We start from the raw sequence: 15,398 nt of genomic DNA, 5'->3' as shown, positions 1-15,398 counted from the left end.
ACAAGATTTAGCCATTTTTTTCATGCAAAAACAGTGATTTTATTTTACAAAATTTCAAATTATAGTTTGTGTTATAAAGGTTCAACACGCCCTATTCAATTTTGACCTACCGATGTTCTTTTAAATTAATTAAAAAGAACTAGGCATAAGGGGAATCCTATGAAAATTCGCTCACAAGTTGGCATGGTGCTAAACCTTGATAAATGTATCGGTTGCCACACCTGCTCTGTTACCTGCAAAAACGTCTGGACAAGCCGTGAAGGCATGGAATACGCATGGTTTAACAATGTAGAGTCCAAGCCTGGTATCGGCTACCCCAAAGAGTGGGAAAACCAAGAAAAATGGAAGGGGGGTTGGATTCGTAATGCCAACGGCTCCATCAATCCAAAGATTGGCGGTAAATTCCGTGTGCTTGCCAATATCTTTGCCAACCCTGATTTGCCAACGCTTGACGACTATTATGAGCCGTTTGACTTTGACTATCAGCACCTGCACACCGCCCCATTAGGCGACCATCAGCCGATTGCACGCCCACGCTCGCTCATCACAGGCAAGCGTATCCAAAAAATCGAATGGGGGCCAAACTGGGAAGAAATTCTAGGCTCTGAATTTGCCAAACGTCGTGCCGATAAGAACTTTGACCAAGTCCAAGCCGACATCTATGGCGAGTACGAAAACACCTTTATGATGTACCTGCCACGCTTGTGCGAGCATTGTCTTAACCCAACGTGTGTGGCGTCTTGCCCATCAGGAGCCATTTATAAGCGTGAAGAAGACGGCATTGTGCTTATCGACCAAGACAAATGCCGTGGCTGGCGTATGTGTATCTCGGGCTGTCCTTATAAGAAGATTTATTATAACTGGAAATCAGGCAAATCCGAAAAATGTATTTTCTGCTATCCACGCATTGAGTCAGGTCAGCCAACCATCTGTTCTGAGACCTGTGTGGGGCGCATTCGTTATCTTGGCGTGCTTTTGTATGATGCCGACAAAATCAAAGAAGCCGCCAGCACCCCAAACGAAAAAGATTTGTACAAAGCCCAGCTTGATGTGTTCTTAGACCCCAATGACCCTGCCGTCATTGAGCAAGCTCTAAAAGACGGCGTGCCGATGAGTGTGATTGAGTCCGCCCAAAAATCGCCTGTCTATAAACTGGCGATGGACTGGCAACTTGCCCTGCCTTTACACCCAGAATATCGCACCTTGCCAATGGTATGGTATGTGCCACCGCTATCGCCAATCCAAAATGCCGCCGAAGCGGGCAAAGTGGGCATGGACGGACTTATCCCTGATGTGGACAGCCTACGTATCCCTGTCAAATACCTTGCCAATATGCTGACCGCTGGCGATGAAGCACCTATCAAACTTGCCCTAAAACGCCTGCTTGCCATGCGTTCTTATAAGCGTATGCAACTTGTCGATAAGGTTGAAAGCCAAGCGGTGCTTGATGACGTGGGCTTGACCAAACACCAAGTCGAAGAGATGTACCGCTATTTGGCAATCGCCAACTACGAAGACCGCTTTGTCATTCCGACCGCTCACCGTGAAGAAGCGTTGTCTGATGCCTTTGCCGACAAAAACGGCTGTGGCTTTAGCTTTGGTAATGGCTGTACAGGCGGTAATGACGTCAGTATGTTCGGTCAGCGTAAGTCCAATCGCCGTGAGATGATTGAGACCGTGCAGACGTGGGATAACTGATGGGGGCTAGTATGAATCATCTTGATTTTAAATTATTAAAAGTGATAAGTCTGCTTATGGATTATCCGTCTGATGAGCTGTTTGCTGATGATACGCTAGATGCGTGCAAATACATCGTAGCAACATCAAAACTCATCAGCCCTGAGGTTCGCCAAGAGATTAACGTCTTTGTTGATGAGCTATCAAGCAAAGGCTCGATTGAGGCTCAGTCGGTGTATGACAGTCTGTTTGAGCGTGGGCGTTCGTTGTCGCTTTGGCTGTTTGAGCACGTGCATGGCGAGAGCCGAGACCGTGGGCAGGCGATGGTGGATTTGATGGGACAGTACGAACAGGCCGGCTTTACCATTCATGTCAAAGAATTGCCCGACTATTTGCCCATGTATCTAGAATTTTTGTCCTACAAGGCAGGCTTTGCAGATGACGTTGAGATTCGCATGGACATTGCTGATGTCAGTCACATCATCGCTCTACTGGGGGCGAGACTGGTGGACAAGGGCAGTAGCTATGCTGGGCTGTTTAAGGCGTTATTGCAAATTGCAGGCAAGCCTTTGACCGTCATTGATGATGAGCTTGCCAAGATGGGCAAAGACAAGGTAGATGATACAACCTTTGATGCCATTGACAAAGAATGGGAAGAAGAAGCCGTGGACTTTTTGGCGGCAAAGCAAGAAGAACGCTGTCCGTCAAGCCAAACCGACATTCGCATTGCCGAGACCTTGGCAAGACAAGCCCAAAAGACAAGCGAAATCCCTGTGCATTGGGTGGATTTTAAAACCAATAAAACTGTTAGCGAAGGAGTGTTATAATGATAGCAGCAGCAATCACAGCAACGACCCCCGAGAATTGGATACACATATTTTTGTACGGCATTTATCCTTACATCGCTTTGACAGTATGTATTTTGGGCTGTTGGGCAAGATTTGACCTATCGCAGTACACATGGCGTGCAGGGTCAAGCCAAATGCTAAACGATAAAGGCATGAGAATCGGCAGTAACCTATTTCACATCGGTATCATTGTGGTACTGCTTGGGCATTTCTTTGGGATGCTAACCCCGCACTTTGTCTATGAACGCTTTATCTCGGCAGCGGACAAACAGCTTGTGGCGGTCATTGTCGGTGGTATCGCAGGCGTGATGTGCCTTGTGGGGCTACTGATTCTGATATGGAGACGTTTTACTGACCCACGTGTGAGCCATACGTCCACGTTTAGCGATAAGATGCTACTTGTCATCATTTTGGTGCAGCTCATCATGGGTCTTGCGACCATTTGGCACTATCCTGACCATAAAGATGGTGCGTTAATGCTGTCATTGGCAGGTTGGGCACAGGACTTGGCGATATTACGCCCGATGAGTGCTGCTGCCCGTGTGGTGGATGCGGGGCTGATTTATAAGCTACACATGTTCTTAGGAACCACGCTTATCCTGCTTGTGCCGTTTACTCGTCTGATTCACATCATCTCAGCACCGATTTGGTATTTGGGCAGACGTTATCAGATTGTCCGTCAAAAGACATCGCAGTAAGCACTTGTTTAAAAACCATTTTTTCGGTTTTTGCCACAAACATCGCCCTAGTGTTTGTGGTTTTTTTATTTTATAATTTATTGATTTTTATAATAATTTAAAAAAATAATTCTAAAACTGTGCGATATTCATAAGTCTAATATAGAGTGTTTAGACCGAATTTGGAGAGACTTAACGGTGAAATTAACATGAAATTTGATAAAATATATTGACAATAATAATTATTATTAATATAATAATTATCAATTATAGTACGAGGAGCTTTGTTTTATGTCTAACAAACAAAGAGATATTGAGCGATTATCAATACAAAATCTTATAAACGCCTACTGTATTGAAACCAGTCGCTTTAAAATTTTACAATCAAGCGAACAAAGCGACATTTGTCGAGGATGTTGTGAGGGGCACTCTGCCCTGTCTTTGTTTTTAGAACCCTTAAAAGTCCGTATAGTTGTTCCATTGCTATTTGTCAGTATGCTAGGACATCATCAAATTTTTGATAAAATATATATTGAACAAGCTGATGGTTTTGTAGAGACTAACTCTTTAATGCTGGCAAATTTATTGTTACAAGATATGCTATATTGGCATTCAGATAAAGAAAGTATAAACATCAACAGTGTGTTGTCAAGATGGATGGATAGTTCAGAAAAATTGCAGATAATTCTTGATAGTCGACAACAAAAAATTGACAGCATATTTAAAAGAAAAAAACTTAATTTTGTTGATACGGAGCAAGCTCTATTCTGTGGGCATGCCATGCACCCTACTCCAAAAAACAGAATTGGTTTTGATAATGTGCAATGGAAAAATTTTTCACCAGAAACTAATGGTTGCTTTAAGTTGCATTATTGGTTGGTTGAATCAAGTATTTACGTTGAAGAGTCAGAGAGTGGTCTGATATTAGAAAGGATAAAAAGTGATATTTTAAATGAAATTAAAATTCAAAAAGAATATGAATCAAAAGATTATAATAACTTTAGGTTGATTATATTACATCCTTGGCAGGCGAAATATTTACAACAAAAAGATATTTATAAAAAATTATTAACAGAAGAAAAATTAATAGATTTAGGTCAAATGGGAGATGATTATTATGCCACCACATCAGTTCGTACGGTTGTAAACTTAAATAGGGAGTGGATGTTTAAATTATCTTTATCTGTTGCAATCACAAATTCAGTACGCATAAATTTACCGAAAGAAGGTCGTAGGGGTTTGTTGGCTAATAAAATTTGGCACAGTCAGTTTGGAGAAAATATAAAAAATTCATACCCAATGTTTGATGTTGTTAATGATCCTGCTTGGAATGGGGTAATTGTAGATGGAAAAATTATAAATGAAACCATTTGCATTATTAGAAATAATCCTTTTAATGAAGAAGGTAACATTACAAATTTGGCAACGTTATGTCAAGATCATCCATTCCAAAAGAAAAATCGCCTATATCACATTATCAAAAATATTAGAGGTAGTCAAAAAGAATTTGGTGTCTGTTTAAGAGAAATTAGTCACAAATGGTTTGAAGAATTTTTGAAAATTTCACTAATTCCCATGATTGATATGTATCATAATTATGGCATGGTTTTTGAGGCTCATCAACAGAATTGTCTCATAGAAATAAGAGATAATTTCCCTTATAAATTTTGGGTAAGAGATAATCAAAGCTTTGGATATGTTACTGATTATGCAGATGAATTGATAGATGAGTATACAGATCTTATTGCCAGAGCAAAGTGTGTTGTTTCTATTGATTTTGCTAATAGTCGATTTATATATTATTTTATTGGAAATACGGTTTTTTCGCTAATTAGCAGTATTGCAAAAACTGGATTTTCAACAGAAGAAAATCTTCTCAATATACTACGGGAGTATATTGAGAATCTGTTGAAAAAGTATCCAAATAGTAAGCTACTAAATACTTTGTTGTTTAGTAATCAATTACCCTACAAAGGAAATTTGTTGACTCGCTTACACGATTTGGATGAACTGGTTGCACCAGTAGAGACCCAATCTATTTATGTAAAGATAAAGAATCCTATAAAGCACAAAGAGGTAAACCATGTTTGATATCATAGGTATTGGTATAGGGCCATTTAACTTAAGCTTGGCAAGTTTGCTAAACCATAAAGATTGTCATTTAAAAACAGTATTTTTCGATAAAAAAGAAAAATTCATATGGCATCAAGGAATGTTAATGCCTGATACCACACTACAAGTTCCGTTTTTAGCTGATTTGGTAACAATGGTAGACCCAACAAACAAGTACAGTTTTCTTAATTACTTGCAAGAAAAACAAAGGTTGTTTCAATTTTACTTTAAAGAGTCTTTTTTCCTACCAAGAATTGAGTATAATAGCTATTGCCAATGGGTATGCAGTCAATTAGAAAATTTAAATTTTGGCTGTTTAGTAAAACAGATTCTTCCTACTAATAAAGGATTTAATGTTATTGTTGAATGTGATGGGAAAATTAAAAATTATGAGTGTAAAAATTTAGTTATTGGCATAGGAACTTCTCCAAATATTCCCGATTGTACAAAAAATATTGTGAAAAATTTAGAAAATCAGTGCTTCCATTCATCGGATTTTATGAAAAATTTTGATGAACTTTTAAAGAAGAAAAAATCCGATATTATTTTGGTTGGTTCTGGACAATCAGCTGGCGAGATTTTTTATAAATTAATTCAAAATGATTTTAATAATATTCATTGGGTTACTGATGATGAGGGATTTTTTCCCATGGAGTATACGCCATTAGCTTTAGAGCATTTTAGCCCAGACTATATGGATTTTTTTTACAGCCTATCAGAAGAAGCAAGAAAAAATTTATTGAAAAAACAAGATTTTTTATATAAAGGAATTAATTCAAACTTGCTAAAGAATATTTACAGCATGCTTTATCAAAAAATAATTTTGAATAATGAAAAATCAATAAAATTAAATTCAAATTTAAAACTAATACAAACTTGTCAGAATCAAGGACAGATTTGTTGTGATTTTGTACATAATTATACAAATACTTCGTCAAAAATAAGTGCTGATTATGTTATTTTGGCTACTGGGTATCAGCAAGCGTCACTGGATTTTATGTCAGAATTAGATCCTTGTATCAAAAAACAACCTTGTGGTAGTTATGATATTGATCGAAATTATGAGGTAAATTACCAACACCCTAATGGTATGGGGAGAATTTTTGTGCAGAATATGGGACTTTGTACTCATGGAGTTGGGACGCCAGATTTGGGATTGAGCGCTCATCGCTCAGCAACCATAATCAATCGGATTTTGGATAAAGAGTTTTATAAGCTAAGTAGAAACAATATTTTATCAAATTTTTCATAGATGAGGTTTTGCAATGAATACATCCAATGCTTATCATTTAAATATAGAGTTGTCGCAATTAAAAAGTGCTGGCCAGTCTTTGATGAAGATTGCTATATCTGAGCTGCTTTACGAAGAAATTATTAGACCAACAAAAGTGGAATATTTGCCAGAAAACAAGCAAAGAATGTTATTTGTTTTTGATAAAATTAATTTGGAAGTAATTATCAAACCAAAGAAATTTGGTGGCTTTATCGTCTACTCTATTAATGACAAAAAAACAGGTGATTCTTTTTATAATCTAACTGATTTTTTTGTTGAGTTGTGTGAAAGTCTGAATATGGATAATGGCACAAAAGCTTATATGGTAAAGGAAATTAATCATACTTGGTTGGCGGAGGCTCATTTATACACAAAGCATAGCTTAACAAGTGAAGCGTTATCAAATCTTAGTGGGTCAGTTGTTGACTCGGCTTTACGTGGACATCCTTGGATTGTTATGGGAAAAGGTCGCCTCGGTTTTGGCTATGAAGATTATAAACAGTATGTTCCAGAGGTTGCTATTGCAAGAAAACTTCCTTGGTTTGCTGTTCACAAAAGTCTTGCGGCACTCTCATTAATTCAAGGGCTAACTTGTGATTGCATTTATAAAAAGACGTTGGGGGAAAGTCAGTACAAATCTTTTAAAAACATTTTGATGAATAAAGGATTGGACAGTCAAGAATATTTATTTTTACCAATACATCCTTGGCAATGGTCAAATTGGATTAGCTTAAATTATGCACTTGAAATCTCTGAACAAAAATTACTGTTTTTAGAAATGTCTAAGCATGAGTATTTACCTTTACAGTCTATTCGAACTTTTTCAGATATGACTGATAAAACAGCATATCACATTAAACTACCACTTAGTATTTTAAATACAGCAGTATATCGTGGCTTGCCAAACAAGCGTAATTTTTTTGCTCCGCAAATCAGTGAATGGCTGTTGAGAATACTTAAAAACGACCAACAATTGCAAGAAACCGGTGTTGTTCTATTGGGAGAGTTAGCAACAGTTACTGTAAAACAGCCCGCCTTTGATAAATTAAGCTCTCCACCTTATCAATTTACGGAATTACTGGGTTGTTTGTGGCGAGATAGTGTTGAAAATTACATCACTGATAATCAAAAAGTTATCTCTCAAGCTGCACTTATTCACAAAGATAGACATGATGATTTTTTGTTGCCACATTTAATCCATCGGTCGGGTCTTACGGTTGTTGAGTGGCTAAAAAAATTCTTTAAAGTTTGTGTAACACCATTATTGTATTGGTTGTATCGTTATGGAATTGTATTTTCGCCACATGGAGAAAATAGTCTATTGATACATGAGAATGGCATACCGATAAAAATGGTTTTAAAGGATTTTGTGGATGATATTAATTTAGTTGATGACACTTTTTTTGAACAAGAGCCTAAACCAAAAGAGGTGGGTATTTTATTAAAACACTCCCCAAAAGATTTGAGTCATTTTATTTTCACTGGGCTTTTTGTTGTGCATTATCGCTATATTTTTGATGTATTACATCAATATTATAATATATCTGAATTTGAATTTTGGAATGAGTTATCAAAGATTGTTGATGAATTTCACCATCAACATCCAGAGCTAAATGAGAGGATTGCTTTATTTGATTTAAAAAGACCAAAATTTGAAAAGGTGTGCCTAAATCGTGTTCGCTTTTTTACAAGAGGTTATCAAGATAACGCCAACCGTCCAGAACCCGTGGTTTGTGAACCAATTTGCAATCCAATATCACCACAGTTTCTAAGGTGTGTTGAACATTGATAACATTATTTGTAAAAACGATGAAAATTTTAACGCTTTTATTAGTTTTTGCATGAAAAACGTGCGATTTTTCTCATTTTTCATTGCAAATACGAATATTCAACACACCCTAATGAGAGAATAGAAATGCTAGAAATCTATACCGATTCTTTTAATCAAGATCAATGCAGTAAAATCAATCGATTGCCAACTTTATCTCAGAGTTTGCCAAACAACTATATTTACAGAGAAAATGGGGTTGAATTTGGGTTGGTGCAAATACGCTACCCTGAACATATTGAATTGTTGCATCGTTGGATGAATATGCCCCATGTTATCCCTCAATGGCAACTCAATAAATCATTGTCTGAGCTGTCTGTTTATTTTGAAAAAATGTTGGCTGATGATCACCAGCGTTTGTATTTGGTTAGTATTAATGGCGAATGGGTTGGTTACGCCGAAGTTTATGAAGGGGCAAGGGATAGACTATCAGGGTATTATACGGCTGACAAAAATGATTTGGGTTGGCATTTGTTACTAGCAGAGGCACAGGCTGTTGGCAAAGGGTACTTGCGTGCCATCATGCGTCTACTAAGCTTTTTTATTTTTGAACATTCACCTGCTAAAAAAATTGTGGGTGAACCTGATGCAAGTGTAAAACCCTATGAAGTAGTCGCTCAAGAATTAAACTATATGCCCCAATATCAAATTGTAATGCCTGAAAAAACTGCAATGTTATATTTTTGTGACAAAGAAGGGTTTTATTGTAAGTTTGCTCATTATTTAAATGCCAGCATTAAAGAGTGATGTTATGCCTATTTTTCTAAATGCTATTCAGAACCCAAATAGCTCCTTACCTGTATTTTTACTCGATTTTTCAGGCGAGATTAGTCAAGATGCATTTGATGATTGGTTGATTGCTATGAGTGATTTGTTAGCCAGTGAGCAGAGTTTTGCCTTGATTTACCATAGTCGGACAGGGCTGACACTCCCTGATAACTACCGCCAGATTGAGGCGGTTTGGTACAAGACGCACAAAGAATCGTTCTTTAAATATTGCAAGGGATTAGTCAGAATTGTCGATGATGAGACTCAAAGACAAGCCTTAGACAGTCCTGCTTTTCATAAAGCATGGCGAGTGCCTTATGCGGTGGTGTTATCACTGACTGAAGCCAAAGCATGGATAAACACTAAAATAGGGGCGGTCTGATGATTGTCTCACAACAAAAAAATCGCCATCTTTTGACGATGGTGGCACTGTTATATGTTGCCCATGCCTTGCCTTTGTATTTTTTTAATGTGGCATTGCCTGCCATTTTAAGACATCAAGGCGTTGATATTAGGGTGATTGGTATGCTTTCACTCTTATATTTGCCGTGGGCGTTTAAATTTCTGTGGGCAAGTTATGTGGACAATTATTATTGTACCAAAATTGGCAAACGCAAAACTTGGTTATTTTTTACTCAAATTATCGTGGTAGTCGGGCTGTTTGGGCTTGGCTTTTTACAGTTTTCTGAGATTGTATTATTTCTGAGCATAAGTTTTTTGGTGTCTTTGGCAAGTGCCACCCAAGATATCGCTATTGATGGCTATACAGTGGAGCAATTTGATAAGTCATCCTTTGGGCTGGCAAGTGCCATGCAAAGTTTTGGGGTGGCGTTTGGTAGTATGGTAGGCGGTGCTGGCACACTGTGGCTATATCAGAGATTTGATTGGCAAATGGCGACAATCAGTTTGGCAACAACTGTTGTGCTTATTTCGTGTTCACTATGGTTCTTAAAAGATCAAGACAATCCCAAACATGCTACCAATCTTTCCAAAGCAAGTCTTATTAGGCTTATCAAACGCCCGCAAACCAAATGGTTACTAGCTTTGATTGTGGTGTTTCGCTTTGTGGAAGCTCCGATGATGGCAATGCTAAATCCAATGCTTGTGGATTTTGGTTTTTCACTGTCTCAGATTGGGCTTTTGTTTTCGGTATTTGGAGCGATTGTTGGGATTGGTTCAGCACTTTTGGCAGGGGTATTAATCAAATATATCGACATTGTACGTTGTCTTATATTATTCGGATGGATAAGAACGGCAGTTTATGCTTTGTTGTGTCTAGGATTGCTATATCCTTTATTGGGTGATTTTTTACCTACGGTAGGTTTATTAAAAACAGGGTTTATGAGCTTGATGGCAATTAGTGTTTTGCTAATTTTATCTGTTCGCTATTTAACAATGACTGCCTTATATGCTCTGTTTATGAATGCTGCCAATCCCGACCAAGCTGGCACGGACTTTACTTTGTTTGTGTGCGTGGAGTTGCTTGTGTATTTTATCGGCGGGGCGATGAGTGGATTTTTAGTACATCAGTTTGGCTATGACAAGCTGTTTTTATGGCTTGCGATTGGTTCTGGGGTGTCAATGCTTATTTTGCCGACATTGATAAAAAAATTTTCCGTAACAGACTGTTAAAATTTTACTTTTCCATAAGCATAAGGAGTAATTTATGCGTCATTCCCATTATTCTCGATGGCTATCTTTGTCTTTACTAAGTGTGGCAACAACTCAGCAGTTGTACGCTCAGCCCAATGAGTCATTACCAACGGTTGAATTGGAGCCTGTGGTTATTGCCATTGATAAGAGCGGTATGGCACTTGCCAATCGTATCACGCAAATGCCCCATACCACCAAAGTTATTTATGAAGAGCAAATTCAAGAGCAAGCAACAGGCTCTCGACAGCTTGCCGATGTAATGGCACAGCTCATTCCAAGTTTGGGGGTAAGTAGTGGCACCACTAGTAACTTTGGGCAAACCATGCACGGTCGTCAAGTGCAATTTTTGTTAAATGGCGTGCCTTTGACAGGTTCGCGAGACATCTCTCGACAGCTTAATAGCATCAACCCCAGTCAAGTGGCTAGAATTGAAGTTTTATCAGGAGCAACCAGTATTTATGGGTCTGCGGCAACAGGCGGTTTGATTAATATCGTTACTAAGTCGGATTTGGAAGAGGAGCAATTTGAAACCCGCATCGGTGTACATGGTAGTAAATTATCCAGTGAAGGTATCGGTTATCAGGTAGGTCAGAGTGTAGCAGGTGTCAGCGAAAATGGCAATGTCCTTGCACGACTTGATGTCGACTATCGCACCACAGGAGGGGCATTTGATGCTAACGGTAAACGCATTGCTCCTGAGCCTGCCCAAACCGATAAACAAGACAGCAAAAGTCTAAGTATTAATGCAAATGTTGATTGGCAACTTGACGACAAGCAAAATATCAATCTGGCATTGACGCATTATAACGACAAACAAGATACCGATTATGCACCTGATTATGGTAATCGCCTTGCGGTGTTGTTTGGAGAAAAGCCTTCATTAAATGCCATCAAAGGCTTATCATTATCAGAACAGCCAAAAACCACCAAAAGCACCTTTAATATCAACTATCATCACGATGAATTGTGGGGCAATACCATCAATGCTAATGCTTATTATCGTAAAGAAGAAGGGCGGTTTTATCCCTTTGTTGCCCCGTTTTCGACCGCCAAAGCCCTGCCTATTTTACAAAGCATGAATTTGCCACCCGCCACTTTGGATGCTTATACCAAGGCTCTACAAGCTCGCGCCTATGGGGTGTTACAATCTGAATCTAAGGCAGAGGTACTAGGAGCAAGACTGGCCTTGCAACGTAAATTTGACCTTACTCAAAAACCTGTGCTACTTAGTTATGGAATTGACTATGAGCAAGAAAAAGACCGCCAAGGGGCGACAGGCTATGATTTGACTACCTTTATGCAAAGCAATGGCTTAGTATTTAAAGACACTGGCAACCGTTACACTTATGGGCCTGACACCACGTTAAAAACCTATGGCATATTTACCAATGCCAATATTGCTTTAACAGATGATTTAAAAATATCAGCAGGCGTGCGACATCAACGTATAGACAGTAAAACAGATGGTTTTGTGCCACCCAGTGAGTCGCTATTGGCTGATTTATTAATCCAAAACAAAGTGCCGTATCAAGCAGGGGTTGTCAATTCTGGCAAAGTAAAGCATCACAAAACTTTGTTTAATCTTGGGGCAAATTACTCATTAACTCCAAATCACAGTATTTTTGCCAATTTTGGGCAAGGATATAGTTTGCCTGATTTACAAAGGGTACTACGAGATGTTGGGGCAGGTTTTGTGGTTAATTCTGATAATGTCGAGCCAATCACGGTCAATAGTTATGATGCAGGGTGGGTAGGAGTATTTGGCGATAGCCGTGCCAAGTTGACAGGTTTTTATAATACATCAGATAAAGTAACCCATTTTTTAAAAGATTATAGCGTGGTGGTTGCTGATACTGACGAACGTATCTATGGGGCAGAGTTTGAATTAAATCACAAGATTAATAATAACTGGGCTGTCGGTGGTAGCATTGCTTATACACGAGGTCAATACAAAGATGCAAGTGGTCAGTACAGAGAGCTTGGGGCGTTTCGTATCAGTCCTACCAAAGCCACCGCTTTTGCTCAATATACTACGCCAAACGAGCATAAGTTACGCTTACAACTGCTTGCTATTGGAGGTACAGACAATGCCTATCAAGACAGCTTGGTTGCTACAACCAATCAAAACGTCCGCAAAACCCCAGAGACTAGAATTTCAGGCTATGTTGTGGCGGATTTATTGGGTGAGATAAAACTGCCCAAGGGTCAGCTAAATTTTGGGGTTTATAATTTGATGGATACCGATTATAAGAGCGTATTTAGTCAAGCTGCCAAAGCAACTTATGGTGAATTATCCAGCTTGTCTGCACAGGGGAGAAGTTACGGGATAAGTTATACCTTAAATTATTGATTAGCATTATGTGCCACAATACCACAAACATCGCCCTAGTGTTTGTGGTTTTTTTATTTTATAATAAAATTTAATTTACCAACAGGAACCCCCCCCATGAAACGACACCCCGCCTTACAGCCTCTATCTCGCCAGCACCATTTGGGCTTGGTCATCGCCAATAAAGCCAAATCCGCCACCGATGATGACAAACTGACCCATCACCAAGCCTTGGTGGATTATTTGACCACTGCCATTCCCACGCATTTTGAGGTTGAGCGGACATGCCTTGCCGATGTTATTTTGACAAAACTGTCCGATGACAAGGCGGTCAAATTGGCAAAGCAAATGCTTGATGAGCATGAATACATTGAGAGCCTACTTTCCAACACCGACCCAAGCGTGGACGATGTCAAGGAGCTTGCAAATGCCCTGTATGACCATATCCGCTTTGAAGAACGAGAGCTTTTTCCCATTGCTGAGACGGTGCTAAGCGATGATGAGTTTTTTGCCATTTATGAGGCGAGTGATGAGAATGTAAAGTGAGTGGAGTAAAAATTTGGGATATTAAGTTGATGGTAATTGTGGGTTGCAGGGAAGAACACAACGCCCTATTTACAAGTTTAAAACCAAGCTAAACCAAAAGGAGTATTTTATCCTTGACAAATATCATGAATAATACACCAAAACCAATATCCCAAAGGTGTCTTATGACCGTCCAAGCCTATAACCCCAAAGCCCCAAATAACCCCGCCCCCACTTCAAACCCCCAAACCAGTACCGAGCTATTACACATCAGCGAGCCAAACCAAGCCCACGCCAAGCCGTCAGATGGTTCGTGCGGTTGTGGCGGAACTCATAACCACAGCCACGACCATAACCACCACCATCACACTCACGCCCATAGTCATAGCCACGAGCCTGAATTTTTTGATGACGGCATTCGGGTCATGCCCACATCAGACGACCTAAAACGCTTATCATCGGATGCTGAACTCATACAGCGAGCCATCAGCGAAGAAAACGCCAATCACAGCAATCTTATCGCTTCATCTCGCCAAAGCGTGCCGACCATTACGGTCAATGGCGTGCTTATCAGTGAGCAAGCCATTGGCGAAGAAGTGCAGTATCATCCTGCCGACAGCCAAGACGAGGCGTTGTTTTTGTCCGCCCAAGCGTTGGTCATTCGTGAGTTATTACGCCAAGCGGTCATGGCGGACGATGAATTAAAAGACGAATGGCAAGTAGATGACGAAAACGCCATCTCAAAACTCATCGCCAAAAACGTCCACCCCAACACGCCAACCGACAGCATTTGTGAGCAGTATTACACCGCCAATCAGGGCGAGTTTACCGCACCGCCTGTCATGAAAGTTCGCCATATTCTCTTTGCTTGTCCGCCCGAAGAAGGCGAAGAACGCATTGAGCTAAAAAAACGTGCCTATGAGCTGATTGACACCATCAACAACAGCCCCAATCCGTCAGGCGAGTTCATCACCCAAGCCATGCAGCACTCTGCTTGTCCGTCCAAGACAGACGGGGGCGAGCTTGGTATTTTGCAAAAGGGAGCAACCGTACCCGAATTTGAAAAAGTGGTCTTTGCCCTGCCCAAAGGACTTGCCCCAAGCCCCATTGAGAGCCGTTATGGGGTGCATATTGTGGACGTCATGGAGCGTATGGACGGTAAGGCATTGAGCTTTGATGAAGCTCTGCCCATGATTAGAAATAGACTGTCTCAGCAGGCGTTTCATCATGCCCTGATTGACTATTTGTACACTCTAAAACAAAATGCCGACATCGTGGGCATTGATATTAGTGTTAATCAAGAGAATATTTATCGAGGATAAGGAGGGATTATGATTAGTGTAGAAGACTTACAATACGCCATCAACACCACGGCAAGCACGCACGCCAAGGCTCATAAGGACACCATAGTTTTACCCCTATTGTCCGCCATCGGTCATGTGCTGGCACAGGACATCACGGCAAGCTTTGACATTCCTCGCCAGAACTTGTCCGCCATGGATGGTTTTGCCTTGGGGGCAGGGTCGGATTTGGCAAGCGGTAGCTCGTTTGTTGTCATTGGCGAGTCGTGTGCAGGCAAGCCTTATCAAGGCGTGGTGGGCGTGGGTCAAGCGGTGCGAATCTTTACAGGGGCGGTCGTGCCAGACGGGTGCGATAATGTGGTCATGCAAGAAAACACCGATTGGGACGACATAAAAAATAGCATTGA

12 protein-coding genes and 1 pseudogene are annotated in these 15,398 nt (G+C 40.0%); all 13 read left to right on the top strand.

What is annotated here, in order from left to right; translation table 11 throughout:
* Window positions 1-159 precede the first annotated feature (159 nt).
* Window positions 160-1,698, top strand: a complete 1,539-nt coding sequence (gene narH, locus B5J93_RS06810) for a nitrate reductase subunit beta (protein ID WP_079325704.1) — start codon at window positions 160-162, stop codon at window positions 1,696-1,698.
* Between the two features lie 11 nt (window positions 1,699-1,709).
* Complete coding sequence (narJ, locus tag B5J93_RS06805) at window positions 1,710-2,504, top strand: nitrate reductase molybdenum cofactor assembly chaperone (RefSeq protein WP_115237262.1); 795 nt, start codon at window positions 1,710-1,712, stop codon at window positions 2,502-2,504.
* Between the two features lie 14 nt (window positions 2,505-2,518).
* Window positions 2,519-3,223 (top strand): respiratory nitrate reductase subunit gamma, encoded by a 705-nt coding sequence (narI, locus tag B5J93_RS06800; protein ID WP_174700913.1) that lies wholly within the window; start codon window positions 2,519-2,521, stop codon window positions 3,221-3,223.
* A 270-nt stretch (window positions 3,224-3,493) separates the two neighbouring features.
* On the top strand, window positions 3,494-5,293 hold the full coding sequence (locus B5J93_RS06795; RefSeq protein ID WP_079325701.1) for an IucA/IucC family protein: 1,800 nt from the start codon (window positions 3,494-3,496) through the stop codon (window positions 5,291-5,293).
* Window positions 5,286-6,566 carry a lysine N(6)-hydroxylase/L-ornithine N(5)-oxygenase family protein gene (locus B5J93_RS06790; protein WP_079325700.1) on the top strand — a complete coding sequence of 427 codons (1,281 nt, stop codon included), beginning with the start codon at window positions 5,286-5,288 and terminating at the stop codon, window positions 6,564-6,566. Before B5J93_RS06795 ends, B5J93_RS06790 begins: the two co-directional genes overlap by 8 nt.
* 13 nt (window positions 6,567-6,579) lie before the next feature.
* The gene (locus B5J93_RS06785; protein WP_079325699.1) at window positions 6,580-8,376 is read left to right on the top strand and encodes an IucA/IucC family protein; all 1,797 of its coding nucleotides are present in this window, start codon (window positions 6,580-6,582) and stop codon (window positions 8,374-8,376) included.
* Between the two features lie 183 nt (window positions 8,377-8,559).
* Window positions 8,560-9,162: a GNAT family N-acetyltransferase gene (locus B5J93_RS06780; protein WP_079325706.1), complete on the top strand. Its 603-nt coding sequence runs from the start codon at window positions 8,560-8,562 to the stop codon at window positions 9,160-9,162.
* Window positions 9,163-9,166: 4 nt separating this feature from the next.
* Window positions 9,167-9,565, top strand: coding sequence for a hypothetical protein (locus B5J93_RS06775; RefSeq protein ID WP_002239124.1), 399 nt, complete (start codon window positions 9,167-9,169; stop codon window positions 9,563-9,565).
* Window positions 9,565-10,815, top strand: coding sequence for an MFS transporter (locus B5J93_RS06770; RefSeq protein ID WP_079325698.1), 1,251 nt, complete (start codon window positions 9,565-9,567; stop codon window positions 10,813-10,815). The genes B5J93_RS06775 and B5J93_RS06770 overlap by 1 nt, the downstream gene beginning before the upstream one ends.
* 34 nt (window positions 10,816-10,849) lie before the next feature.
* A complete protein-coding gene (locus B5J93_RS06765; protein ID WP_079325697.1) occupies window positions 10,850-13,186 on the top strand; it encodes a TonB-dependent receptor in 2,337 nt (778 codons plus the stop codon).
* A 96-nt stretch (window positions 13,187-13,282) separates the two neighbouring features.
* Entirely contained in the window at window positions 13,283-13,711 is a 429-nt protein-coding gene (locus tag B5J93_RS06760; protein ID WP_211278858.1) for a hemerythrin domain-containing protein, read from the top strand.
* Window positions 13,712-13,875: 164 nt separating this feature from the next.
* On the top strand, window positions 13,876-15,012 hold the full coding sequence (locus tag B5J93_RS06755; RefSeq protein ID WP_079325696.1) for a peptidylprolyl isomerase: 1,137 nt from the start codon (window positions 13,876-13,878) through the stop codon (window positions 15,010-15,012).
* Window positions 15,013-15,021: 9 nt separating this feature from the next.
* Window positions 15,022-15,398 (top strand): annotated as a pseudogene (locus B5J93_RS06750) (molybdopterin molybdenumtransferase MoeA); the annotation flags it as partial.

Origin of the sequence: Moraxella equi, assembly GCF_002027555.1 — a bacterium.
GTDB lineage: Bacteria > Pseudomonadota > Gammaproteobacteria > Pseudomonadales > Moraxellaceae > Moraxella > Moraxella equi.
The sequence above is the reverse complement of the archived record's forward strand: the minus strand, read 5'-3'. Positions and strand labels throughout refer to the sequence as shown.